The sequence below is a fragment of the Streptomyces sp. NPDC088817 genome (assembly GCF_044750345.1).
GTDB lineage: Bacteria > Actinomycetota > Actinomycetes > Streptomycetales > Streptomycetaceae > Streptomyces.
In genome coordinates this window covers 147,773-172,789 of the sequence record NZ_JBIVJN010000006.1, presented here as the reverse complement: position 1 = coordinate 172,789, position 25,017 = coordinate 147,773, and the positions used below count along the sequence as shown (strand labels likewise).

General features: G+C 70.4%; 18 protein-coding genes and 2 pseudogenes. 9 read left to right on the top strand and 11 right to left on the bottom strand.

What is annotated here, in order from left to right; genetic code table 11:
• Positions 1 to 68: 68 nt before the first annotated feature.
• Positions 69 to 1,742, bottom strand: coding sequence for an AMP-binding protein (locus ACIP4X_RS13355; RefSeq protein WP_391454844.1), 1,674 nt, complete (start codon positions 1,740 to 1,742; stop codon positions 69 to 71).
• Positions 1,739 to 3,481 (bottom strand): CoA transferase, encoded by a 1,743-nt coding sequence (locus tag ACIP4X_RS13350; RefSeq protein ID WP_401348247.1) that lies wholly within the window; start codon positions 3,479 to 3,481, stop codon positions 1,739 to 1,741. Before ACIP4X_RS13350 ends, ACIP4X_RS13355 begins: the two co-directional genes overlap by 4 nt.
• 110 nt (positions 3,482 to 3,591) lie before the next feature.
• Between ACIP4X_RS13350 and ACIP4X_RS13345 the strand changes: the two genes are divergently transcribed.
• Positions 3,592 to 4,773 carry an acyl-CoA dehydrogenase family protein gene (locus ACIP4X_RS13345; protein ID WP_401348244.1) on the top strand — a complete coding sequence of 394 codons (1,182 nt, stop codon included), beginning with the start codon at positions 3,592 to 3,594 and terminating at the stop codon, positions 4,771 to 4,773.
• On the opposite strand, the gene ACIP4X_RS13340 is transcribed toward ACIP4X_RS13345, so the two are convergent.
• Both ACIP4X_RS13340 and ACIP4X_RS13335 read right to left on the bottom strand, forming a co-directional pair.
• Positions 4,770 to 5,816 (bottom strand): sugar ABC transporter permease, encoded by a 1,047-nt coding sequence (locus ACIP4X_RS13340; RefSeq protein ID WP_391454841.1) that lies wholly within the window; start codon positions 5,814 to 5,816, stop codon positions 4,770 to 4,772. The genes ACIP4X_RS13345 and ACIP4X_RS13340 overlap by 4 nt on opposite strands.
• Entirely contained in the window at positions 5,813 to 6,931 is a 1,119-nt protein-coding gene (locus ACIP4X_RS13335; protein WP_391454917.1) for an MFS transporter, read from the bottom strand. The genes ACIP4X_RS13340 and ACIP4X_RS13335 overlap by 4 nt, the downstream gene beginning before the upstream one ends.
• A gap of 263 nt (positions 6,932 to 7,194) precedes the next feature.
• On the opposite strand from ACIP4X_RS13335, the gene ACIP4X_RS13330 reads away from it, so the two are divergent.
• Complete coding sequence (locus ACIP4X_RS13330) at positions 7,195 to 7,929, top strand: hypothetical protein (protein WP_401348241.1); 735 nt, start codon at positions 7,195 to 7,197, stop codon at positions 7,927 to 7,929.
• A 176-nt stretch (positions 7,930 to 8,105) separates the two neighbouring features.
• Complete coding sequence (locus ACIP4X_RS13325; protein ID WP_358731454.1) at positions 8,106 to 8,720, top strand: sigma-70 family RNA polymerase sigma factor; 615 nt, start codon at positions 8,106 to 8,108, stop codon at positions 8,718 to 8,720.
• A gap of 145 nt (positions 8,721 to 8,865) precedes the next feature.
• Here ACIP4X_RS13325 and ACIP4X_RS13320 read toward each other — a convergent pair whose 3' ends face one another.
• Both ACIP4X_RS13320 and betT read right to left on the bottom strand, forming a co-directional pair.
• Positions 8,866 to 9,498: a hypothetical protein gene (locus tag ACIP4X_RS13320; RefSeq protein ID WP_401348238.1), complete on the bottom strand. Its 633-nt coding sequence runs from the start codon at positions 9,496 to 9,498 to the stop codon at positions 8,866 to 8,868.
• A 101-nt stretch (positions 9,499 to 9,599) separates the two neighbouring features.
• Complete coding sequence (betT, locus tag ACIP4X_RS13315) at positions 9,600 to 11,876, bottom strand: choline BCCT transporter BetT (protein WP_401348236.1); 2,277 nt, start codon at positions 11,874 to 11,876, stop codon at positions 9,600 to 9,602.
• A 601-nt stretch (positions 11,877 to 12,477) separates the two neighbouring features.
• Between betT and ACIP4X_RS13310 the strand changes: the two genes are divergently transcribed.
• Positions 12,478 to 13,323 (top strand): LLM class flavin-dependent oxidoreductase, encoded by an 846-nt coding sequence (locus tag ACIP4X_RS13310; RefSeq protein WP_391454839.1) that lies wholly within the window; start codon positions 12,478 to 12,480, stop codon positions 13,321 to 13,323.
• 187 nt (positions 13,324 to 13,510) lie between these two features.
• Here the strand turns inward: ACIP4X_RS13310 and ACIP4X_RS13305 are convergent.
• The 3 genes and pseudogenes from ACIP4X_RS13305 to ACIP4X_RS13295 form a co-directional block, all read right to left on the bottom strand.
• Positions 13,511 to 14,170, bottom strand: a pseudogene (locus ACIP4X_RS13305) (AMP-binding protein); the annotation flags it as partial.
• A 199-nt stretch (positions 14,171 to 14,369) separates the two neighbouring features.
• Entirely contained in the window at positions 14,370 to 15,251 is an 882-nt protein-coding gene (locus ACIP4X_RS13300) for an SDR family NAD(P)-dependent oxidoreductase (RefSeq protein ID WP_391454838.1), read from the bottom strand.
• 147 nt (positions 15,252 to 15,398) lie between these two features.
• Positions 15,399 to 15,977, bottom strand: a complete 579-nt coding sequence (locus ACIP4X_RS13295; RefSeq protein ID WP_391454837.1) for a TetR family transcriptional regulator — start codon at positions 15,975 to 15,977, stop codon at positions 15,399 to 15,401.
• 688 nt (positions 15,978 to 16,665) lie between these two features.
• On the opposite strand from ACIP4X_RS13295, the gene ACIP4X_RS13290 reads away from it, so the two are divergent.
• The 3 genes and pseudogenes from ACIP4X_RS13290 to ACIP4X_RS13280 all read left to right on the top strand — a co-directional run bounded on the left by ACIP4X_RS13290 (position 16,666) and on the right by ACIP4X_RS13280 (position 19,338).
• Entirely contained in the window at positions 16,666 to 18,585 is a 1,920-nt protein-coding gene (locus ACIP4X_RS13290; RefSeq protein WP_401348524.1) for an ABC transporter ATP-binding protein, read from the top strand.
• 28 nt (positions 18,586 to 18,613) lie between these two features.
• Positions 18,614 to 18,814 (top strand): annotated as a pseudogene (locus ACIP4X_RS13285) (SMI1/KNR4 family protein); the annotation flags it as partial.
• Between the two features lie 221 nt (positions 18,815 to 19,035).
• Positions 19,036 to 19,338: a LuxR C-terminal-related transcriptional regulator gene (locus ACIP4X_RS13280; RefSeq protein ID WP_358731445.1), complete on the top strand. Its 303-nt coding sequence runs from the start codon at positions 19,036 to 19,038 to the stop codon at positions 19,336 to 19,338.
• Positions 19,339 to 19,514: 176 nt separating this feature from the next.
• On the opposite strand, the gene ACIP4X_RS13275 is transcribed toward ACIP4X_RS13280, so the two are convergent.
• Together ACIP4X_RS13275 and ispH are read right to left on the bottom strand one after the other, a co-directional pair.
• Positions 19,515 to 21,338: a 1-deoxy-D-xylulose-5-phosphate synthase gene (locus ACIP4X_RS13275; protein WP_391454836.1), complete on the bottom strand. Its 1,824-nt coding sequence runs from the start codon at positions 21,336 to 21,338 to the stop codon at positions 19,515 to 19,517.
• Between the two features lie 98 nt (positions 21,339 to 21,436).
• Positions 21,437 to 22,387: a 4-hydroxy-3-methylbut-2-enyl diphosphate reductase gene (gene ispH, locus ACIP4X_RS13270; protein WP_358731442.1), complete on the bottom strand. Its 951-nt coding sequence runs from the start codon at positions 22,385 to 22,387 to the stop codon at positions 21,437 to 21,439.
• A 471-nt stretch (positions 22,388 to 22,858) separates the two neighbouring features.
• On the opposite strand from ispH, the gene ACIP4X_RS13265 reads away from it, so the two are divergent.
• Together ACIP4X_RS13265 and ACIP4X_RS13260 are read left to right on the top strand one after the other, a co-directional pair.
• Positions 22,859 to 23,770: a methyltransferase domain-containing protein gene (locus tag ACIP4X_RS13265; RefSeq protein WP_358731440.1), complete on the top strand. Its 912-nt coding sequence runs from the start codon at positions 22,859 to 22,861 to the stop codon at positions 23,768 to 23,770.
• A 152-nt stretch (positions 23,771 to 23,922) separates the two neighbouring features.
• Entirely contained in the window at positions 23,923 to 24,753 is an 831-nt protein-coding gene (locus tag ACIP4X_RS13260) for a methyltransferase domain-containing protein (protein ID WP_391454835.1), read from the top strand.
• Positions 24,754 to 25,017 lie beyond the last annotated feature (264 nt).

The window sequence follows — 25,017 nt, the reverse complement described above, 5'->3', positions numbered from 1 at the left end:
GGGAGCGGCAGACACGGAGGGAGGGCCGCCCGGGGTGTCACCGGGTGGCCCTCCCGCTCAGCGGTGGGTCAGCCGGCCGACGCCAGAGGTATCCGGTCCTCCGCCTGAGCCGCGCACTGTTCCCGAAGCGCCGCCCGGTCCGGCTTGCCCGCCGGTGTCAGCGGCAACTCGCGCAGCACCAGTAGTCGTTCGGGGTGCTTGCGGCGCTCCAGACCACGGGTGTCGAGGTGGGCGCACAGCCCTTCCAGCGTGGGCGCCGAGCCCTCCCGGGGCACGACGCACGCCGCGAGCCGCTCACCCATCAACGGGTCGCGCACCCCCACGCACACCACGTCCCGCACACCGGGATGCGCGGCGAGCTCGAGCTCCACCTCCGCGGGGCTGATGTTGGCCCCACCCCGGATCACCACGTCCTTCAGCCGCCCGACGACCCTCAGCGTCCCGTCCCGGTCGATGAGCCCGAGGTCCCCGGTGCGCACCCAGCCGTCCGCGGTGCGGTAGCGGGAGTCGAGGTCGGGCGCGGCGACATAGCACAGCGGGGTCATCGGACCGCGGGCGACGATCTCGCCGACCGCGCCCCGGGGCACCTCCTCCAGCTCTTGCGTGCCGGGGACGGTGATCCGTATGTCGGCCACCCGGGGATCGGGGCGCCCCGCGGGGATGCCCGGCCCCCCGTCACCGTCGGGGGAGTCGTCCATGAGCCCTGTGTGGCAGTTGACTCCGTCCGCCGAGCCGTAGAGGTTCACGACCGGGCAGCCGAAGGCTCCGCGTGCCTCCACCGCCGTCGCTTCGTCCAGTGGTGAGCCCCCTACGATCACGGCCGTGGGCGGGATGAACTCCGGCCCGCCGCCTTCCGCCATACGGTCCAGCATCATCCGGATCATGGTCGGCACGCCCAGGACGTGGGTGGGCCGGTGCTCGGCGAGTGCCTCCAGCGCGGCCTCGGGAGTGAAGGCGTCCAGGAGGACGAGGGTTCCGCCGTGCCGGGCCAGGGTGACGGCGGTGCCGTTGCTGCCGAACGCGGAGGCCAGCGGCACGAGGAACAGGCAGCGCGGTGGGCGCCCGTCCGGCATGAGGGAGCCGAGGAAGTTGCCGCGTCCGCCGGCCAGCGCGTTGTGCGAGTAGGCCACCATCTTCGGCTCGGCCTCGGAGCCGGACGACACCAGGATGCGGGCGGCGGAGTCGGGGTCGGGACGGGCCGGGACCAGGGACTTCGGGTCGGTGCGCAGCAACTTCGAGAGCGGGACGGCACCTTCGGGCGCGGCTCCCGAGGCGATCACCGTCCGCAGCGCGGGCAGCTCACCGGCGACTGCCAGCAGGTCGGCCGCGTGGTGATTGCCCCGGTGTTCGCCCGCCGCGATCACCGCGACCGCCTCCGATCTGCGCAGCAGCGAGGCCGCTTCGCGCCCGCCGCGCCCGACGGGGAAGGGCAGCGCGACCGCTCCCAGGGCGGCCAGCGCCAGGTCGACGACGACCGCGTCGCGTCCGTTGGGCAGTTGGACGCCGACGACGTCACCGGCACGTATGCCGAGTCCGGTGAGTCCGGCGGCGAGACATCGGGCCTTGCGGTCCAGCGCGGTGTAACAGAGTGCGCCCTTGGCGTCGAGGACGGCCGTGCGGTGCGGATCGGCCATCCGATGGGCGCGGTAGAGGCTGTAGAGGTCGAGGTCGGGGCAGGTTCCCTCCACGGCCCAGGTACGGCGCAGTTCGGCGGGCAGCAGGTCGTGCAGGGCGACGGTCATGCGAACCTCCAGGGGTCGGGCACGGCGGGGGCGCCGTGCGCGTCGCGGCTGATCGAGCCGGAGGAGAGCAGGCCGCCGAGGTCGGTGACGACCGGGACGGCGGACAGACCGCGCCCGCGCAGCCGCTCCAGCGCCCGTGCCGTGGACAGGCCGCGGGCGTCGTACGGGATCGCGGAGTGGTCCGGGAGCGCGATCCAGCCGTCGGCGGTGGGCAGCGGCCGGCGGAACCCGGCGGGTCGGCGCGGATCGAGACCCTGCGCGGCACGCGCCCGGGCGGCCGCGGTGAGTACGTCGGCGGCCCCGAGCAGGGACGAGTCCACCCGCACACCGGCCCCCGTGCGCTGCCGCAGCAGCAGCCCCGCGAGGACCGCCTCGGCGCCGATGAGCCCTCCGAGCACGTCGAGCAGGGTCATCAGCGACGGCGCGGGCGGCTCGTCGGCGGGTCGCGCGGCCTCGCCGACCCCGGTACGGGCCTGCACCATGAAGTCCGTGCCCATCGGGGCGCCGGGCAGCCGTCCGGCCCAGCCGCTGGTGTCGGCGTACACGAGCGCGGGATGGGCGGCGGACAAGTGCTCGTGGTCCAGGCCCAGTTCGGCGGCCTTGCCGGGTGCCCAGTTGTGCAGGAAGACATCGGCCCGCGCCGCCATCGCGCGCAGCCGCTCACGGTCCGCCGGGGACTTGATGTCCACCTCGACGGCCTTCTTGCCGCGGTTGAGCGCGAGCCAGCGTGCCGAGACCCCCGAGCAGGTGGGCGGCATGCCGCGCAGCGGATCCCCGCCGGGCGGCTCGATCCGCACCACCTCCGCGCCGAGCAGGCCCAGCAGATGCGCGGTCAGCGGCGCCTGGATCCGGCGGCCGGCCTCCAGGACGGTCAGGCCGGCCAGCGGAGCGTCGACCTCTTCCGCCGCCCGGCCGGAGTACGACGCGTCGCGCGGGGTCAGTTCCCACGGCGGGGCCCCGTCGTGCTCCGCGGCCCGCTCGGCAAGCGAACGCAGCCGGCACACCTCGGCACCGGAGGACCGGGCCGCACCCCGGATCAGCTCCCAGGTGACGGCCCTGGCGGTGTCGTACAGCGGCCGGGGCAGGGGCGCGCAGGCCGTGGCGTAACGGAACTGAAAGGGCTGCCAGCCGCGCCGTACCGCGTCCCCGGGAGCGTCCAGCGCACGCCAGAAGGCGGCCCACGCGCCCGGGTCCAGCGTCTCCAGTTCGAAGACGACCCCGTCGGCGGAGGTGAACGGTGGCCCGCCCGGGGCGACTTCGGCGACCTCGCCGTCCTCCGCACCCGCCGCGGCCAGATACTGCGAGACGGCGAGCAGCCCGGCCCGCTCGGCGCTGACCTCCGCCTCCGTGAGCCGTCCGCCGCGCGCCTGGGCGAGCAGCCCGGCCAGCAGTGCCTGGACGGCGAGGACGCCGGTGGCGGTGGCGGCGTAGTCGACGGCCAGGCCGCGCGGGGTGCCGTCGCGCCGGCCGTGCACGGCCATGACGCCGGTGGCCGCCTGCACGGTCGCCTCGTCGACGGCTTCGTCGCCCCAACTCGTGCGGGTGGTGATCCCGCCGAACTCCGCTCCGGAGAGCCTGACATGGCCACCGGGGTGTCCGGCGCACTCCGCGCCGAGCAGCCGCAGGTGCTCCGCGACGAGTCCGTCCGCCGGTCCCGGCGGGCCCGAGGCGTCCAGGCGCAGCCCGTCGAGCGGCCGGGCCGTCGTCTGCGCGCCGGCCCGTGTGGCTGGTGATGCCATGGCTCTCCTTTCCTGACGCACGGGAACCCGGGAGCGGCCGCCCCCGACCAGTTCCACGAACAGATGGTCGGACCGGCAGGAGCCGGAGTTCCCGAAGGGGTGAGGGACCGGTGTGGGACGTGACGCTCGGTGATCCGCAATGTCCACCGGAAATACAGGAGTTGAGAGACCGGGTGGCGGATTTCGTCCGTGCCCGGGTCGTGCCCTGCGAGCCGGTCCTGGACGGCGGCGGTCCGGACGCGGCGGCGGCGTTGCGACGGCTGCGCAAGGACGCCGAGGCCGCGGGGCTGTGGGCGCTGCCCCTCCCGGCGGAACTGGGCGGCCAGGGGCTGCCGTTGTCGTCGTACGCCCATGTCGCGGAGGCCGAGGGCGAGAGTGACCACGGCCCGGCGGCACTCGGCTCGGCCTCACTCCTGGACGCGCTCATGCTGTGGCGGCACGGCAGCCGACGCGTCCGTGAGCGCCAACTCGCACCGCTGGTCGCCGGGGACCTGCGAGCCTGCTACGCGATGACCGAGCCGGACGTCCCCGGCACCGACCCCTTCCTCACCACCACCCGCGCCGATGCGAGTGAGGGCGGCGGCTGGCACGTGACCGGGCGCAAATGGTTCGTCAGCGGGGCCGCCGACGCCGATCTCGTCACGGTCCTCGCCCGCACGGACGGCCGGGCCGGTGACCGGGAGGGCCTGTCTCTGCTTCTGGTCCCCGCTGCCGCCCCCGGCTTCCGGGTGGTGCGCGAGCTGACCGTACTCGGCGCGGCCGGCCAGGCGGAGATCCAACTCGACGGTGTCGAAGTGGACGGCGACCACCTGATCGGCGAACGCGGCAAGGCTCTCGCCGTGGCCGCCGAACGGCTCCAACTCGGCCGTACCCTGCGCAGCCTGCGCTGGCTCGGTCAGGCCGGCCGTGCCTTCGAGCTGATGCGGGAGCGAGCCGTCACCCGCACCCGCTCCCGTGGCCCGCTCGGCGACCTGCAACTCGTCCAGCGTCACGTCTTCGAGTCCTTGCTCGCCCTGCGGACGGCCCGGCCCCTGGTCCACCAGGCTGTGGCCCGGCTGGACGCGGGCGCCGATGCCCATGTGGAGGTCGGCCTGGCGAAGGTGGCCGCCTCGCGCACGCTCAGCCTGGTGGCGGACGCGGCGATCCAGGTCCACGGCGCGGCGGGCCTCGGCCCGGACACCGCGCTCCCCGCCCTCTTCCGCACGGGCCGCGCCGCCCGCGTCCTCGACGGCCCGGACGAGCTGCACATCACGTCGGTGGCGCGGCGGGTGCTGCGGACGGATCCGGCCTAGCGCACGGGGTTCACGGCCGTGAGGCCGGTGAGCACGGCGAGGGCGTACGCCAGGAAGAAGTCGCCCCAGATCAGTTCCTGCCGCACGGCTGTTCCGGCCGTCAGGTCGTAACAGCCGTCCAGGAGGCGGCCATCGCCGGTCAGGTGGCCTTCGACCAGAGCCTCCAGGACGGTGAGGGCACGGTCCCGGTGGCCGAGGCCGAGCAGTGCCAGCGCGGTGATGGCGGCGGCCGAGGTGTCGCGAGGGCCGTCGGGGTGGGCGGCGTCAGCGGGCGGCACCAGGTGTGGTGCCCGCAACGCGGCGGCGTGAACGGAGAATTCGTCGCCGTCCGTCAGGTGCGCTGCCTCGGCGAGGGCGAGCAGCAGCCACGCCGGGCCCCGGCTCCAGCCCGGTGACGGATCGGTGCACGCGGTCCAGCCCGTGCCCGGGTCGTGCCGCCACGACCAGCGGGGCGGCCACGCCCCGAGGCACAGTTCGGCATGTCGTCGCAGATGGGAGCGAGCTGCCTCCGAGTCGACAGTTGCCAGCAACGGCACCATCCCGGGCACACCGTCCACGCGAGCCGTCAGCGGCGGCCCGCCGAACGCCGAACCCCACGGCACCAGGCCCAGTTCGGGGTCGAAGGCGTCCAGGCAGGCCCGCGCGGCCCGCTCCCGCAGGCCCAGGTCGTCGTCCGCGAATGCGGTGCCGTACCAGAAGATCAGTCCACGGGCCGCGGTGTCCGTCTCGGCCCAGTCGGCCAGGCGGGCCGTGCAGGCCCGCGCGGCCGCACGGTCGGCGTCGTCGCCGGTGGACCGGGCGCGGAGCCACAGCAGCCCCGCCCAGAAACCACCGGTCCAGGAGCCGCGCGCGGTCGTCCGCCACGTGCCGGTGTCCGGGTCCGCGTACAGCGGGAAACGGTCGCCGACTTCGGCACGGGTGACGGCGACCCGGGCCAGGACGGAGGCGAGGGCCGGGGCGGCCCAGGCGGGAGCGGTCACCGGGGCCCGGGGTGCCTGCCGGTCCTCCGGCGAGGGCGTGACCTCATCCGTGCGTGCCCTCATGACCGTACGCCCGTCCCACGCTCCCGCACGGCCCACAGCAACGCCACCGCCCCGGCTCCCGCGAACTCGGCGGCCACCAGCAGCCAACCGCCCCCGTACCGGCCGGCCTCCACCAGCACCCCGAACAGCGGTGGCCCGGCCGCGAATCCGGCGAAGAAGCCCGCCGAGACCAACGCCGAGTCCTGTCCCGCCCGGCCGGGCGCGGCGCGCTGCATCACCAGGACCATCGACACCGCGTTCGCCGCCACGGCGAAGACGCCCACCGCCGCGGCCGCCACCCACGCCAACGGGTGGAAGGAGGACGAGCAGGCAAGCAGCAGGGCCGCGGCCACCGCGCCCACGGCCAGGGAACCCGGGAGCCAGGGTGCCCGTTCGGGCCGCCCCGCGACCTTCGACCAGCCCACCCGCCCCGCGATCCCGGCCACTCCCAGCACGGCCACCAGCGCACCCGCCGTGGTGGGCCCGAGACCGAGCCGCTCGGTGCCGTACAACGCCAGGTAGGTGTTCACCGAGGCGATGCCGCAGCCGAGCAGCAGCGAGAACACCAGCAGCCACGCGATCATGCCGCGCGGCACCAGGACCGCCGGTGTGGACTTCGCCGGCGGGTCGGCGGGCAACGCCCACGCCGCCCACACCGCCGCCGCCACCGCGGCGCCCGCCGCCGTCCACACGGCACCCCGCCATCCGGCGAGCCCGGCCAGCGCCGCGAGCGGCAGTCCGGCCGCGAACGCCCCGAGCTGCACCCCCGACTGCTTCATCCCCGTCACCGAACCGCGCCGTGCGGGCGGTACGGCGGCGAGGATCGCCTTGTTCGTGGCCGGGTTGGCCAGCGCCTGCGGCAGCCCGCCGAGCGCGACGGCCGCCAGCAGGAAGCCGGCACCCGGCGCCGACCCGATCAGGGCCAGCGCCACCGCCGCCATCGCCAGGAGCGCGACCAGACAACGCCTCGGCCCCACCCGGTCCACCACCCGGCCTCCGAGCGGAGAGAGCACGGCCGCCGTACTGAACCCCACGGTGGTCGTCAGCCCCAGCACGGTCGGCGAGACGCCCAACTCGGCCACGAGCCGCGGGCCGAGCGCGCCGAGCAGGAAGAGCTGCAGCATCGAGAAGGCCATGGCACACGTCAGCAGCGCGGTCAGGGCACCCGGTGCCCCTGCCCCCGCCTCCCCGGCCGTCCGCGGGGTCCCACCCTGTCCGGCCCGTCCCGCCTGTTCCGTCGTCACAGACGCACCTCCCGGGACAGCAGTCGGATCCAACTCTTCCTGAGTTCCCGCCCTTTACGGTGACCTGAATTACGGAGACAGTGTTGAGTGTGGGGCCGGGGGAGATCTCGTACCGTCCCGTGACGGCAGAGCCAGCGATGCGAGGATGAGCCGCCATGACGGTCGGGTGGTGTTTGCGCACGGTACGAGCCGCGGTGTTCGCGGCCGTCTGCGTGCTGCTCGCCACCTTGGGGCACGCCCTGATGTCGGACACCGCGGTGCCCTGGTGGGCCCTCGCCGCGGCGGTGGTGGTGACCGGTGGTACGGCGTTATGCCTGGCAGGCCGGGAGCGCGGACTCCTTCTCGTTCTCTCCGTCGCGGTGACCGTCCAGGCGGCACTGCACGTGTGGTTCTCGTACGCGCAGGAACTGTCCACGCCGTCCGCGCCCCCGATGCCGTCCATGCCCATGGACTCCATGGCGATGGACGGCACGGGTGACGGCACTCCCTTCATGGACTACATGGTCTCGATGGCTCATATGGGCCACGCGACGGACCGCATGACCCGGGTGGGCTCCGCCACGGAGTCGCTGAGCGTCCCGCACTGCATGACGGGAACAGGTCACGCCATGGGGGGGACGGCCGCCACCGGAATGCTCGCCGCCCACCTGCTCGCCGCGTTGATGTGCGGCCTGTGGCTCGCCTACGGGGAACGCGCCGCCTTCCGCATTCTGCGCGCCGTGGCCGGATGGCTGGCCGCACCCCTGCGGCTGCCCCTCACCCTGCCCGCACCACCGCACCGACCGAACATCCACGTTCGCCGCGGCCGCTCCGCCCGTCCGCCGCGTGGGCTGCTCGTTGCTCACGCGATCACTTCTCGGGGTCCGCCCATGGGGACCGCTGTCGTCTGAGACAGCCGGTTCCCCGGGCCATCCGTGTGTGCCACGCCCGAACGGGCCCGGGCAACGGGCGTGCGCGGCCATGCGCGCGTACGCCCGCCACACTCCCACGCCATCACCGGATCGGCCGCGCCCAGGGCCGGGCGATCCGGATACCGGATTTTCCGGATTTCCGAGAAGGACATCAGGTGATCAGTCCTGCCCTGCCCGCCGCATCCGACAAGACGCCGTCCAGGACGAGGGCGCATGACCAGAACGCGGCCACCGACGAGTCGATAACGGCCTGGGCGCTCGCCGCTCGCGGCGGTGACCCCGAGGCCGTCGAGAACTTCGTCCGCGCCCTGCACAGAGACGTCCGCCACTACGTCACCTTCCTGAGTGCCGACCCCCAGGCCGCCGACGACCTGGCCCAGGACACCTTTCTGCGCGCTCTGGGCAGCCTGCACCGCTTCGAGGGCCGTTCCTCCGCGCGTACCTGGCTGCTGTCCATCGCCCGCCGCGCGGTGATCGACAGCTTTCGGTACAACTCGGCGCGGCCTCGCCTGTCCGACACCGAGGACTGGCAGACAGCCGCCGAGCGTGCCCAGCCGCGTGGCCTGCCGAGCTTCGACGACGGCATCGCCCTCACCGAACTGCTCGACATGCTGCCCGACGAGCGCCGGGAGGCTTTCGTCCTGACGCAACTCCTCGGCCTGCCCTACGCCGAGGCGGCCCAGCTCAGCGACTGCCCGATCGGTACGGTCCGCTCACGCGTGGCCCGCGCCCGCTCCTCGCTGATCCGTTCCCTGCGCGATGCTGAGTGATGACGTCACCTCGTGGGACGGCTCGCCGCCCCACGAGGGCGGCGAGCCGTCGAGGTGAGGGGCCGAAGGAATTCGCCGGGGGCCCCGCACCGGATCGTGGGAGTTCCCGGGGGACCCCGTAGGACGTGGGGTGCCGTTGGACCCGTCACCCGCGAGGGGCGGTGGTGAGCGGGAATCCTCCGTGGCCGCCGCCCCGGATGTCCTCCATGTCGGGCGGGTTCGCGTCGGCCCGGACGGCGTGGACGGCGAACCCTCCCCGGCCCGCGGGGGCGTCCTTGGCGGCGCTGATCCGGTACTCCACGGTGCGGGTGCCGTGGGCGGGCAGGTCCCGCGCACCGGAAGCGCCGGTCAGCGGCTGGTAGTCGTTGGCCACGACCAGTTCGACGGGGTGCCAGTCGCCCTCGGGGGCCTCGCGCCGCTCCACCGTCAGCTTGGGCGCCCGCTCGCCCGCGTAGTCCGACTCGACCTGCGCGGAGAGCGCGATGTCGCGGAGTGCCTTGCCGGTGGTGTTGCAGAGCTTGACGAGGACCGTCCGCGGTTCGCCGCCGGGGTGGACGGTGACGCCTTCGCGAGGGCCGGCGGCCGTGGTGATCAGGTGGCCGTTGGTCCTGTCGGCGGCGGTGAGCTTCGGACAGGGCTTGCCCTGGAAGGCCGCGAAGCCGGGGTTGCCCTTGTCCCCGTCCGCCGAGGCCGGCGTTCCCTCGCAGGCGGTGGTGAAGAGAACCACCGCTCCTGTGGCGGCGACGGCGGATCTGGCCCAGCGTCTGTCCGCGTGCATGGACGCCCTCTCTCGTGGCTCTCCCCCCGGTTGATGATCATGATGCCTGAGGGCTCTCCGTGGTTGCGCCGCGGGGAAGGTGCTGTGACCGTCGCCTACGCCTACGCCTTCGGCCCGCTGCCCACGGTGTCCGCACCGGAGTCGTCCTGCGGCTCCGCGGGCTCCACGATCGGGACGGCGCCCGTAGCGGTCACGATCGGCGGCGTGAGCACCGAGGCGTAGTCGCGCTCGGCGGAGTAGGTGAGGAAGCCGAGGTGCGCCTCGTAGCGGTCCAGGACGTCGTCGATCACCTGCTGGCGGGACAGGCCCATGAGGTCGTAGCCCTCGGAGCCGGTCTGGGTGAACACCTCGACCCGGTAGTAGACGTCGGTCTGGCGGGACATGCGTCCGCCGAACATCGGCACCGGGGCCTCGACGGCCTGCACCTGGTAGTGGAAGTCGCGGTGCTCGGGGATCGCGACCACCAGCGCGTGGCCGGGGATTCCGGCGTGCTCGTTCGGGACCAGGTCCAGCGTGGCCTGGTAGCCCTGCTTCTCGAATTCGCGGACCACGTCGGCCAGCGCCGGCTGCACGAACACTTCCATGAACTGGGCCACCTGCTTCTTCGAGGGGTAGGAGCGCATCCGCTCCAGCCGCTGGCGCCAGGTGCGCTCGGGCACGTGACCGCCGTGCGCCGCCGTCGACTGCCGGCGCAGGATCCGGCCCTCGCGCTCGGCCCGCTCCATGCGCAGGACCTTGGAGAAGGAGGCCATCACCAGCCAGGCGATGACCGTCACCGGCAGGGCGAAGATGAGCGTCGCGTACTCCATGGTGGTGACCCCGCCGGCCACCAGCATCGCGATGGTCAGCACCGCGGTGAGCACCGCCCAGAAGACACGCAGCCACTTCGCCCCGTCCTGCGACGGGTTGGGGATCGAGGAGGAGAAGTTGGACATCACCATGGCGCCGGAGTTGGCGCTGGTGAGGTAGAACAGCAGTCCGGACAGCGTGCCGAGGCCGATGAGGAAGCTGGCACCGGGAAACATCTTGAGCAGCGCGTACCAGCCCTCCTCCGGGCTGTGCACGGCCAGCTGGGCGAACTTCGTGTTCCCGTGCATGACCTGGTACATGGCGCTGTTGCCGAAGATGCTCACGATCAGGAAGTCGCAGAGCACCGGGGCGGTGATGGCGGCGATGACGAACTCACGCAGCGTCCGGCCGCGGGAGATGCGGGCGAGGAACAGGCCCACGAACGGGCCCCAGGCCAGCCAGAACGCCCAGAAGAACAGGGTCCAGCCGGCCATCCACTTGGAGCCTCCGTCCTGGTAGGCGAAGGTCTGCAGGGTCCGGTCAGGCAGCGAGAAGACGAACCGGCCGATGTTCTCCACCAGTGCGTTGAGCAGGAACGCCGACTTTCCGGTCACCAGGATGTAGAGCACCATGGCCGCCGCGCTCCAGATGTTCAGCTCGGAGATCAGCCGGATCCCCTTGTTCACACCCGAGGTGCAGGCGGCGACGGTCATGATCACGGCCACGACCACCAGCGCGATCTGCAGGGACAGGCCCTGCCGCAGGCCGAACAGCGAGGCGAAGCCGACGTCCAGCAGCACGACGCCGATGCCCATGGAGGTGGCGACGCCGAAGACGGTGCCGACCAGGGTGACGATGTCGATCGTGTCGCCGATCCCGCCGCGGACGCGCTTGCCGAGCAGGGGGTACAGGGCGGCCCGGATGGACAGGGGCATGCCCCAGCGGTAGGCGAAGTAGCCCATGGCCATGCCGAGCAGCGAGTACATGGACCAGCCGGCCACGCCGTAATGGAACATGGTCCAGACCACGGCGTCCTGGGCGGCCGCGCCTGTCCGGCCCGCGCCCGTCGGTGGCGCCATGTACTGGCTGATGGGCCCGGTGACGGAGTAGAAGAGCATGTCGATGCCCACGCCGGCGGCGAACAGCATGGCCACCCAGGTGAAGAGCTTGTACTGCGGCCGGGAGTGGTCGGGGCCGAGCCGGACGGAGCCCTCCTTGGACAGCGCGACCCAGAGGACGAACACGATCACCACGGTGACGGTCAGGACGTAGAACCAGCCGAGGTTCTCCGCGATCCAGCCCACCATGGTCTGCATGGTGCCGGCGGCGTGCGCGGGCACGAGCATCGCCCAGAGGGAGAAGGCGACGATGACGGCCGAGGCGATGACGAAGACGCGCCAGTTGACCCTGGGGCCGGGTTCCTCGATGAGTTCCGCGGGGGCCTTGCTGAGTTCCTGACTGGAGACGGGAGGACGGTTCTCCGCCTCCTGGCCGTGGCGCCGCCGTTCGGTGCCGCCGAGGTGGCGGCGTTCGATCGGGGCCTTCGGCGCCTCGCCCCCGGGGTGGGACGTTTCTGCGGCTTCGGGCATACGGTCCTCCTTCTGTCGGAGACGAGTTCGAGCGGGCGTCGGCGTGGGCAGTCGCCCGCGGCCTCGATCCGAAGAGGTGGGAGAGGCCGTGCACAGTGGGCGCCCTGTCGTGGGGCCTATCCAGAAATGTTAGGACACCTAACAAAACGATCTCCGTGAACCGCCCTCGGGTTCGTAGAGATCTCAGATGGCTGTGACCTGGGCATTCGTGGTGCTGGTCGGCTTCGTGCCGGCGGGCGGGGTGTGCCCTTTCTCACCGCGGAGCCGGGCGTGGTGGGTGCTCGCGGGCCGCCGGGCCAACACGCCCGCACGTTCTCCTGCTGGACCTCGGCGGTTACCGGGCGGCCGGGACTCGCTGCCTCGATCGCTGCGAGTGGCGATCCGAAAGAAAGAGCGGACGACGTCGGCAACCACTCCACCGGGTGGGGGCAGCAGTCGGCCCAAATCGGCTTGTCCCGTCAAACCGAATCACCCTAGGGTGAGATCACTTCGACGAGACGTTCCCCAGAAGCACGCCGCAGAGCGGGAACGTCCCACCTCGCTGAGGTGCCGGAGGAGCGGCAGCAGTCTTTGTCGACCCTTCCCTTCGGAGGTCTCCTTCATGAACGTCGGTATCGGCCTGCCCATCGCCGACCCCGCCACCTTGCTCACCTGGGCCCAGCGCGCCGACGACGGGCCCTTCAGCACCCTCGGCCTGCTCGACCGGCTCGTCTACCACAACCCCGAACCCCTGGTCGCCCTCGCCGTTCTCGCGGGCGCCACGTCCCGCATTCGCGTGCAGACCGAGGTGCTGCTCGCTCCTCTGCGCGACACCGCTCTCCTCGCCAAGCAGACCGCCACCTTGGACCGGATGACCGGTGGCCGCCTGGTCCTCGGCCTGGGCATCGGTGGCCGGGACGACGACCACCAGGCCGCAGGCACCGACAAGCGCACCCGAGGCCGACGCCTCGACGAGCAGATGGCGGTAATGCGCCGTCTGTGGTCCGGCGAGCCGTATGGAGACGGCGTCGGCCCGATCGGTCCTGCGCCCGCCCGTCCCGGCGGCCCCGAGGTGCTCTTCGGCGGCTTCAAGCCCGCCGCAATCGAACGCGTCGCACGCTGGGGTGACGGCTTCCTCGCTGCCGCGGCGCCCTCCTGGGCAGGCAGCCTGTTCGACACCGCCCGCAGATTCTGGAAGGAGTACGACCGCGACGGCGAACCGCGCATCGTCGCGCAGGTCAACGTCGCGCTCGGTCCTGAGGACGTGGTCCACGACGCCCAGGCCAACATGCACGCGTACTACGCGTTCACCGGCATGGCCGACCGGATGGTGGCCGGAATGCTCACCACGCCGACCGAGATCCGCCATGCGATCACCGACTTCGCGAACCTCGGCGCCGACGAGGTCATGCTCTACTGCTACGGCCTTGACCCGAACCAGGTGGGCCGCCTCGCCGATGTCTTGTGACAAACATCCTTCAGAACACGATCAAGTGCCGTTCGACCTGCAGGTCCCCAGTTCGGCTTGCCGCCGGGTAGACCCCGATCTCCGTTCTGCCCCATGAGCATCTGTCCATCGCGGACAGGGCCGTGCCGGCATCGAACGTCCGCAGCAGCACGATGGTATGGCCGCTCAGGGCGCCCAGCAGGAAGGCGCCGTGGCCGCTGGTGTGCGTCACCAGCGTGCATATCAGCAGCGCGCCTTCAGCCGAGGCGTCGGCGGCGTACGCGCTCGAAGCCTGCACATAGAGGTCGTAGTAGCCGCTGCGGTGGACGACGAACTTGGGCAGTCCGGTGGTACCGCCTGTGTAGAGCAGCGTCGCGATGTGGCGGCCGTCGGCAGCCTCGCCGAGCGAGCAGCCTGTGGTGCCGGACGCCGCCACAAGGAAGTCGGTCGCACTCGAGGATGCGCCGACACTGAACACATTCGGAATGTCGATCCGGCCGGCGATCCACTGGGTCCGCTCCTCGAAGACCGGGTCGAACAGGAGCAACTTGACGTCGGCGCGCTGGATCAACGCTTCAAGTTCGCCGTTGCCGGGCTCCGGCGGGACGAAGACCAGTCGACAGCCTGAGAAGTGAACGGCCAGCTGGAGCAGCAGCGCTTCCGGAGTGTTCTCCACGAACAGCGCGACTCCGTCTCCCTCCACCAGACCGCTGCCCCGTAAGGCCGCGAAGAAGCGCAGGACCGTGCTGACGGCCTCGTCGCCGCTGATCCGCCACTTCCCCGCGACGATCGCGTCACGATCGCCTCTCTCCGAGAGCCGTTGCAAGACCGAGACGGTGTAGTTCTCGCCGGCAGTGACCGTGTTCATGAGCCTTCTTCGTGCTTGAGTCTGTCTCCCGGGGGGCGACCCCAGGCGCCTTCTGATTACGCATAGTCAACGATGCGGGGGCGGTGAAAGGTTCACCCCTGGTACGGCCGGCACATCTCCACGTGCTCCCCGGTCTCCGTCGTGCTGCCGGCGGGCCGTGGCCGGATGCCTGCGCAGTGGATCCGCGTGACTCGCTCGGTCAACGGCCGTCTGGAAGAGGTGCCAGCTGTCGGCTGAGCTTGAGCACGGCGGCTACGGTCCGGGGGTCGGTGCTTGCGCGGAACGCGGGAACGGGGCGGGCCTGAGGACCGATGATCAGACCGGTCTGCCCGTCGAGTGCGGGGTCGGTGGCCGCGACGATGGACGGCTTGGCGGCCTCGGACGCGGGGCCGGTGGTGGAGCGTTCGAAGGTGCGGCGGACCAGCGGCCACAGCAGCCGCAAGGGCGGGGAGACGATCCGGGGTGAGGTCATGGTGCCGTTGGTCATGTCGGTCGCGGCACCGCCGGGGTCGGCGGCGAAGACGGTGACGCCGCTGCCGCGCAAGCGCTCGGCCAGGTCCAGGGTGTAGGCGAGGTTGGCGAGCTTGGCCCGGCCGTACCAGTGGAAGCCGTAGTAGCCGCCCGGCGGCTCGACCGCGTCGAAGGAGCGTTTGGCGACGCGGATCGCACCGGAGCTGACGTTCACGATCCGGCTCGGAGCGCCGGCTCGGAGCCGGTCGAGCAGCAGCTCGGTCAGCAGATACGGCGAGAGGTGGTTGACCGCGAACGACGCCTCGATCCCGTCGACGGTCTGCCGCCGCTGCGCGAACATCGCGCCGACGTTGTTGACGAGGACCTTCAGCGGCCCCTCGGCTGCCAGTCGGGCAGCGAGCGACCGGACGTCGTCCAGCGATGCGAGGTCGCCTGCCATGAACCGCGGCCTGCCTCCGGTGGTGACCGCGGCGATCCGCTCGACCGCGCGGGCACCCCGCTCGGCATCGCGGCCGACCACGGTGACGGCGAACCCGCGCTCCGCCAGCCCCAACGCGGTCTCCAGGCCGATGCCTCCCGTCCCTGCCGTCACAACTGCCCGCTGCTCCATGGCGTCCGCCCTCCACTGTCTCGCCGGCATGAAACGGATAGATATCCGATTTGATGGGGGCACGCTAACACAACCGGATGGTCATCCGGTTGATGGGAAGGTGGCGAGTGGCGACCAGAGCCCCTCGTGCCGATTGCCGAGCGGCAGTCAGCGCGGCGGACGCAGGCCCTCCATGAGGACATCGAGGTAGACCTCGGTGCGTGCGGGATCGCTGTCACAGGCACGCACGGCGTGCTCGATGCCGCAGAGCAGGCGACGCACGTCATCGGCCTCGACGTCGCGCCGGATGGCGCCCGTCACGCGGGCACGGTCGAGCAGGTGAGCGACAGCCTGGTCGAGTTCGGCCTTCAGCTCCGAGGTGTGGGCCTCGGCGTCGGCGGCGGATTCGAGAACGGCGGCGAACCCGGTGTCCTCCAACGTGCACGCGAGGGTGAACCGCAGCAGCTGGTGCAGGCCCGCGAGGGCGTCTTCGGCGTCCGCCGCGGCCTGTGCCTCGCCGACCAGTTCCCTGAACCGCTCGGCCGACAGCGCCTCCCGCAGCGCATGCTGATTGGGGAAATGCCGGTACACGGTACCCACACCTACGCCGGCCAGCCGGGCGATGGCGTTCAACTGGAGCGAGTCATCACCGGCAGCCAGTTGCTCGCGGGCGACCTGCAACACCCGGGCGCGGTTGCGAGCCGCGTCCGCCCGCAGTCTCGGCCCCTGATCGGCTTTCGGTGTCACGGGCCCCAGCATACGACCACGGCCATCAGACGGACGGCGGCGGAAAGGCGTAGCGCGAGGCCGGGCCCGCCGCGCCAGCAACCGGAACGCCATTGCGGGGAGAGCCCCGCCCGCTGGGCCGACGTTACTCACCGTCCGTGGCCGGTGTTCACCCGGCGCCCGCGGCCGGGCAGATATCTGTCCGAGCGCCTATCCAGCATGTCGTCCGGAGAGCGGTGGGGTCAATTGCCTACCAGGTGATCGCTACTCTCAGTTCGCCCGCGTCGACCGGCCCGGACGGAGGGGAATCGGCGGGTGTGCTCAGCCGGTTACCAAGCCCGGATCAGCATCGCATCAGATTTCCCATGTCGTCAGATTGATTGTTTTTCCGAAGGGTCCGCAAGATGAAACTCGGGAAAGCGCTCCACGGCTATGGGCTGTTTATCGGGGGAAAGACGTCGAGGGTGATGGCTGGATTTACACCATGAGCGCCGAATTGCACCTTGAGGATGTCTTCACCAGCGTCAGCCTCAAGCGCACCATGGAGCGACGCCTGCGGCTCGGCACCCTCTTCCGCGAGGAACTCCTGTGCCGCAAGGAGGAGTTCGTGGAGACAGCAGTGTCCGGTTCTCGCCAGTCCGCGGTAAATGCCTGGACTGAGAACCGCCCGGGGCGGGAGACTTCCGACCTCCGAACCTCCGGGAGTGCGATGGGGACAGAAGAGACGCGAGGGCCGACACCGGGCAGGAGCGCGGTCGTTCTGGTACTTCGCCGCTACGTCCGGGAACTGCTGCGACTACGACTGCTGGCCCTGCCCGCGCTGCTGTTGCCGGCCGTGGGCAACATCGGCATCCGCTACGTCGCCCCGCTGCTGATCGCCAAACTGGCGGGACAGGCCGCCGCCGACGACGGTCTCACCCTCGGCTCGGCGCTGCCGTACGTGCTGGGTTTCGGGGTGACGCTGCTGCTCGCCGAGGTCGTGTGGCGGGTCGGGCAGCACTGCCTGAACCGGGTGGAAGCCTTCGGCATGGAACACCTGTACGTGAGCGGCATGGACGAACTCCTCGCCAAGGACGCGGCGTTCTTCCACGACAACTTCGCCGGCTCCCTGACCAAACGGGTACTCAGCTTCGGCAAGCGCTTCGAGGACTTCGTCGACACCTTGACGTACCGGATCGTGGGCAGTCTCGTCCCCCTGGTGTTCGGTGCCGTGGTGCTGTGGAGCTACGAACCGATGCTGGTCGCCGGGCTGTTTGTGATGATCGGACTGACCGTGGTGGCCGCGACGCCCCTGATTCGTCGCCGGCAGAGGATGGTCAACGACCGTGAGGCGGCGGTCGCCCTGGTCTCCGGCCACGTCGCCGACAGTCTCATGAACATGGAGACCATCCGGGCGTTCGCGGCCGAGAGGCGGGAGGCCGAGGAACACCGCAGTCGTGTCGCGGACTCCCGGCGTCTGACGCTGAGGTCGTGGGACTACGGCAATCTGCGGGTCGACACCCTGGTAGCCCCCATGTCCGTGCTGACCAACGTGCTGGGTCTGGCGGTCGCCATCGCCTTCGGTGGCTCGGGCCAGGGAGTGGAGGAGATCGTCGTCGCCTTCACCTACTACTCCAACGCCACGCAGATCATGTTCGAGTTCAACCAGATCTACCGGCGCCTGGAAAGCTCCATGACCGAGGCCGCGCAGTTCACGGAGTTGCTGCTGGATCCGCCCACCGTGCTCGACCCGACGAGCCCCGAACCGCTCTCACCGCGGGACACCGGCATCCGCTTCGAGACGGTGACCTTCGCCCACAGGGCCGCGAAGCCGATTTTCCAGGGACTCGACCTGGACGTGCCCGCAGGCGCGCGGATCGGTCTGGTCGGCAGGTCCGGCGGCGGCAAGACCACGCTCACCCGGCTCCTGCTGCGGATGTCGGACATCGACGACGGACGCATCCTGATCGGTGGTCAGGACATCTGCCGGTTACGCCAGACCGATCTGCGCTCACTGATCGCCTACGTCCCGCAGGAACCCGCCATGTTCCACCGCAGTCTGCGGGACAACATCGCCTTCGCCCGGCCCGGCGCCACCGACGAGGAGGTTCACGCGGCGGCCGCGGCCGCGCACGTCACGGAGTTCGCCGACCAACTCCCCGACGGCTTCGCCACTCTGGTGGGGGAGCGGGGAGTCAAACTCTCGGGCGGCCAGCGCCAGCGCGTCGCCCTCGCCAGAGCCATCCTGCGCGACGCCCCGATCCTGCTGCTCGACGAGGCGACCAGTGCGCTGGACTCGGAGAGCGAACTCCTCGTCCAGGACGCCCTGTGGCGGTTGATGGACGGACGTACGGCCCTCGTGGTCGCCCACCGCCTGAGCACCGTCGCCGGCATGGACCGTCTCGTCGTCCTCGACCGCGGAAGCGTCGTCGAGCAGGGCACCCACGAGGAACTGCTCGCGGCGGCCGGTGCCTACGCCAAGCTGTGGCGGCACCAGTCGGGCGGCTTCCTCGGCGAGAGCACCGAGTCGTCCCTCGGACATCCGGCGCCGGAAGCCGGTCCCGGCGGGCTCCCCGGACCGGCCGACCCGGCGCCGAACGGGGACCGCACCACGTCGTCGCACGCTCGTACGAGCACAGGGTCCGCATGACCCAGCCGGTTCCCGGACATCCTCGACCGTGATCTCCCACCTGGGCTGCGCCCAGAGAGAATGGCTGATCCTCAGCGGCAGCCATCGCGGGACGATCTGGTCCGACTGCCGGGTGGACGACGTAGACCTCGCCCCGCTGCTCGGCGACGACGGTACGCCGGTGACGTTCGTACGCTGGTACACCGACTGGCTGGAGAGAGCGGAGCGCACAGCCCTGTCGGCACCGTAGACCCGTCGGTCAGTGCTGCACCGTCGCCGCTATCCGTCCTGGACACGACGGGTCACCCTGGCCATGCTCGCTCTCGCACCAGTCATTACCGGCGACAAGCCGCATCCCAGACATGAGGATCGCGGTCTACAGATGGAGTGTTAGGGGTACACCTAGACTCTTATTCCAGTACTTCTCCCCGACGCATTTCTCCGTTTACGGTTTTGGCCTAGCCGGGCTGTATGGAATGGATGGGTGCCATGGGTAATGATCAGAACGGTTGCGAAATGTCCCAGCCGGTCGGTGGCTGGGTTCCCAGCTCGGTTCAGGCCAAAATCCTGGAGGGCGTTGCGGCCGGCTTCTCCAGCGGGCGACTTTCGCGAGAGTTGTACCTCAGCTCGAAGACCATCGACTATCACGTCCGCGTCATGTCCGAAAAGCTGCAGGCGCCGAATCGCGTCGCGTTAGTTTCGAGGGCGTTCGTCCTCCAGATTCTGCGAACAGATTCGTGGCCCCCGCGCATTGCCTGCGAAGCTGTGGATTAATGCTTGGAGGTTCGCGAGAACCCAGTGGTCTCAGTCACGCCGAGGTGCAGCGGGCAGTCGCTCCGACCGCTTGCGCTACGCCTCGAACATCACCACCGGGTCGTGGTGCTTCACCCTCCGATCCGGATCGGGATCCCCGCGTCCTCGGCCGCACGGGCGATCGCGCCGGGTGGTCGTCAATGTTCCTCCCCCGAGCGAACCGGCCAGGTGCCGGGGTCGTCGATGTCCGCCGGCGCCGGTGCGGCGTCGAGGCCGGTCAGCAGCTCCACCACGACCCTGGTGATGTTCTGCGCGGTCAGCCCGCAGGCGGCGAGCACCTCGGCCCTGGAGCCGTGGCTGAGGAACCGCCTCGGAATGCCGAACTCGCGCAGCGGGGTGTGCACGTCGGCGTCCCGCAGCGCCTGCGCGATCGCGGAACCGATTCCACCCGCACGGCTGTTGTCCTCGACCGTGAACGCGAGCCGGTGGCGGCGGACCAGGTCGGCCAGCGCGGGGTTGACCGGGGTGACCCACCTCGGGTCCACCACCGTCACCCCGATGCCCTGGGCCCGCACACCGTCGGCGACGGCGAGCGCGAGCCCGGCCAGCGAACCCACCGCGATGATCAGCACGTCCAACCGGCCGGAACGGCGCAGCACGTCGATCCCGTTGAACGTGGCGGTGGCGGGCAGGTCATCGCCGGCGGGGCCTTTGGGGAACCGCAGCAGTGTCGGACCTTCGTGCCACGCCACCGCCTCGGCCAGCAGTTCGGCCAGCCGGGTGCCGTCCCGCGGCGCCGCGATCCGCAGCCCCGGCACCACCTGAAGCACCGACAGGTCCCACATGCCGTTGTGGCTCGGCCCGTCGTCGCCGGTCACCCCGGACCGGTCGAGGACGAACGTCACCGGGCGGCGGTGCAGCGCGACGTCCATGAGCAGTTGGTCGAGCGCGCGGTTGACGAACGTGGAGTAGATGGCCACCACCGGGTGCACGCCGCCCATGGACAACCCGGCGGCCATCGTGACCGCGTGCTGTTCGGCGATGCCGACGTCGATCACCCGGTGCGGAAACCTGCGCTGCAGCGGCAGGAGCCCGGTCGGCTCGGTCATCGCGGCCGTGATCGCCACGAGGTCGTCGCGCTGCTCGGCCAGTTCGACCAGCTTCTCGCCGAACACCGACGTGAACGACGGGGGCGACGCCTTCAGCGCCTGCCCGGTGTGCGGGTCCATCGGCTTGACGGCATGGCCGAGGTCGAGGTCGTTGCTCTCGGTGTGCCGGTATCCCTTGCCCTTGGCGGTGATCACATGCACCACCACCGGCCCGCCCAGTGCGACCGCGTGGCGCAGGGAGTCCTGGACGGCGCGGAGGTCGTGACCGTCGACGGGGCCGACGTAACAGAGCCCCAGTTGGTCGAACACGCTCGGCCCGCGCCCGGCGCGTAGGTCGGCCAGGTGCTCGGCCAGCCCGCCGACGGTCGGCGCGTAGGAGCGTTGGTTGTCGTTGAGCACGATGACGAGCGGCCGCTCCGGCCCGCCCGCGATGTTGTTGAGCGCCTCCCAGGCCATGCCGCCGGTCATCGCGCCGTCGCCGATGACCGCGACGGTCGCCCGGTCGCGTCGGCCGAGGTGGGCGTCCGCCCTGGCCAGCCCGTCCGCATAGGACAGCGCGGTGGACGCGTGCGAGTTCTCCACCAGGTCGTGCTCGGACTCCTCCCGGCTCGGGTAGCCGGAGACCCCGCCCGACTTGCGCAGCCGGTCGAACCCGGCCTGACGGCCCGTGAGGATCTTGTGCACGTAGGACTGGTGCCCGGTGTCCCACAGCAATCGGTCCCGCGGGGACTCGAACACCGTGTGCAACGCGAGGGTCAGCTCGACCACACCGAGGTTGGGCCCGAGGTGTCCCCCGGTCGCGGAGACCCGCTCGATCAGGAACGCGCGGATCTCCCCGGCGAGGTCACGGAGCTCCCCGGCGGTCAGCTCACGCAGCCGCGCCGGGTGGCGCACGGTTTCCAGCAGCGCCATGTCGGACAGTGCTCCTCACTGGGTGTGGTGGGCGGCCGCGGCCGGCCTCTCGGTCACTTCGGGCCGACTGCCCTACGCGGTCGCTCGGTCTCGATCGGTCACGGCACGTCCGCCACTCCGGTCAGCCGCGTGGGCGGGGAGAACACGATGTCCTCGGTCGCCACCCGCTCCACGGACGTGTCCGCGTAACCCAGTTCGGCGAGCCGGTCGAGCAGCTGGTCGACGAGGATCTCCGGCGCGCTCGCCCCGGCGCTCACGCCGACCGTGCTCACGCCGGCCAGCCACATGGGGTCGAAGTGGGTCACGTCCGGCACCAGTTCGGCCCTGCCGCCGAGCCTGCGCGCCACCTCGACCATCCGGATCGAGTTGCTGGAGTTGGTCGAACCGACCACCAGCACCAGGTCGCACCGGTCCACAATGGCCCTGATGCCGTCCTGCCGGTTCTGGCTGGCGTAGCAGATGTCGTCGGTGGCGGGCCCGCGCAGGTCGGTGAACCTGCGCTGGAGCACGGCGATGATGTCCCTGGTCTCGTCCACCGAGAGCGTGGTCTGGGTGAGGTAGGCGAGAGGTGCGTCGGAGGGAAGGTCCAGTGCCTCCGCCTCGGCAACCGTCTCGACGATGACGGTCCGGTCGGGGGCGTGTCCGTAGGTGCCCTCGACCTCCTCGTGGTCCGCGTGCCCGACCAGCAGCAACGTCCGTCCGTCGCGGGCGAACCGGAGGGCTTCCTGGTGCACCTTGGCCACCAGGGGGCAGGTCGCGTCGAGCACGTCCAGTCCGCGTGCGTCCGCGTTCTGCCGCACCTGCGGGGAGACGCCGTGCGCGGAGAAGACACACACCGCGCCCTCCGGTACCTCCTGCTCGGAGTCGACGAACCGGACACCCCGGCGCTGGAACTCGCGCACCACATAGTGGTTGTGCACGATCTCCTTGCGGACGTAGATCGGCGCGCCGTGCTGTTCCAGCGCGAGGTCGATGATGGCTATCGCCCGGCGTACACCGGCACAAAAACTGCGTGGCTCGGCCAGCAGGACCTGCTTACCGCCACTCATTCCCACTCCGTTCCGTGCCATGACGTCCGCGTCGGAGCGCCTGGCTTGCGTTGCCGAACAGGGCATCCACATCGGTCGGTAGAAACCGAGCCCTTCTCAGGAAGTCTTGTCTGCCGTTGGGTGCCGGCTTGATAACCGGACTCGAAGTGCGGCCTTGGGTGCCGCCCAGCAGCTACCGTTCCGCAGGATAGTCCAATCCAGGCCCTACGCCGTCTTCTTTGGGGTTTTTCCTAAAGTCGAAGACGGTCACGCTGTGTCGTTGACACGACCAGGGTTGCCCTCCAGGATGGAATCCAATAGCTGCCACTCAATTTCGGGACGACTCAAGATTCCGGATCGTGAGGGCGGCTCTGCATTTCGAACGAGGCGCTGCTCGAACCGCAAACCACTTCTCCATGGAATCCGGTCCAGCGATCCTTGTTGAATGCCATTCGCCAACGTCGTCGGCATCCGAGCTCTGGAGGAGTGGCCGTGTCAAATCTGGATGAACTTTCAAGTTCGCCTCAAGCAGTGCTGGAGCCTCAGGACGAGGTGAGAATAGTTGGCCAGTACTACGACGACAAAACAGCCAGGCTCGTTCGCAAATACGGGCCTGGACCCAGGATTCACTACCATGTAGGTCACTACCCCTCCTCTGAAGCGCCGCTGCACCCTCACGACGCGACGCCGGATGCCATTCGCCACAGCATTCGGAGTCATCAAGAGGGTCTGCTGCGGTACGGGGCCAAGATCTGGGGCGCCGAACACCGGCTGTCGGGGAGGATCCTGGACGTCGGCTGCGGTCTTGGCGGCGGCTCGCTCTTCTGGGCACAGGAGTACGGCGCCGACGTCACGGCGGTCACCAACGCGCAGGAACACGCGCCGATCATCGACGGGTTCGCCCGGGAATGCGGCGTGGACGGGAAGGTCCGAACGCTGGTCTGCGATGCCATGCATCTCCCCCTGGACGGCCCCTACGACGCGGCAGTGGCAATCGAGAGCAGCGGGTACTTCAACCGTCCCCAGTGGTTCGAGCGTCTGGCGCGCGTGCTTCGTCCCGGCGGGAGTGTGTGCATCGAGGAAGTGTTCCTCACGCGCCCTCACGGGGCCGATGTGTGGGCCGAATACTTCTACACGAAGCCGGCCACGGTGCTCGACTACGCGGAAGCTGCGAAGGCTGCGGGTTTCGAGTTGGTCGATGACGTCGACGCCACGTCAGAAACCTTGCCGTTCTGGGAGGAGAGTACCGCCTGGACGAAGGCGGTACTGGACAGTGACAGCAGCCTTTCGCCGGTCGACCGCAGGAATCTGCGGATATCCCTGATGGCGAACCAGGCGCTCGGCGCCGAATGGCAGGCAGGGGGCTTGAAGCTGGGCTTCTTGCGCTTCGAGCTGAAGAAGTAGCGAGGAAACGGGATCACGCAGGCGCTGGGCTGGGACTGCCCAGCCCAGCGCAGCGGGTTTCCGGCCGCATTTCACCCCTTCAGCTGCCAAGGTCCCAAGGGCTACGTCAGCTGTATCCACGTCACCCCCTTCGCAACGATATGGAATTCCTCATGACGCTCGAAAAGGCTCCCGATCACGGCGACGTCCGCAACGTGTACGACGGGTTCGGCCGGATCTACGGTTCCGCGTGGGGCCGCAATATCCACTACGGCTACTGGGAGAACGACGCCGACGACAGCTCCGTCGAGGTGGCCACCGACCGCCTGACCGACCTGATGATCTCGGGTCTCGCCGCGAAGGCCGGCCAGCGGGTCCTGGACATCGGCTGCGGCGTCGGTCATCCCGCGCGGCGACTCGTCCGCGCTTCCGACGTGAACGTGGTCGGCATCACCGTCAGCCACATCCAGGTGGCAGAGGCCACGGAACTCACGGCCGAGGCCGGGCTCGCGGACCGGGCCACGTTCCAGTTCGCGGACGCGATGGACCTGCCCTTCCCCGACGGCTCGTTCGACGCGGCCTGGGCGTTCGAGTCGATGTGGCACATGCCCGACCGCGGCCAGGTGCTCTCCGAGGCCGCCCGCGTCCTGCGTCCCGGCGGCCGCCTCGTCGTCGCCGACGTCATCCAGCGCGGCCCGGTCAGCCCTGAGGGACGCGTGGTCCTGGACCACATCTGCGAGAACTACGCGGTGCGTTCCTTGGGCACCGTGGACGAATACCGGACGGCGTTGGCCGCCAACGGCTTCGTCGACGTGGAGATCCGCGACATCACCGACAACGTCATCCGCACCCTCGGGCTCATGGCCGACGCCTTCGAGACCGTCCGCGACAAGCTGTCCGATCTGGTCGGCAAGGAACAGGCCGACTCGCTCATCGACTTCGTGCGCAGGTTCGGGTCCATCCCGGAGAGCGGCTACCTCTACCTGACCGCGGTCCGCGCATGACGGCAGGTGCCGTCCCCGGTTTCCAACTCGGCGTCTGACGGCACCCGCACGAAGGTATCGATCCGCTCGCCGCGCAACCGCAACACTCGGTCCGCTGCGCGCCACTGGGCGAGGCCGGCGAGCCCGGTGAGCGGTTGCCGACGGTCCCGCCGACAACCGCTCACCGGAAAACAGCCGTATCCCCAGCTCAATCCGCCAATTCGCGGACTACGAAGCCGGCATACTGATCCGCGGAACCCGGGGGCTCGCCCCGGCCCCCGCCCG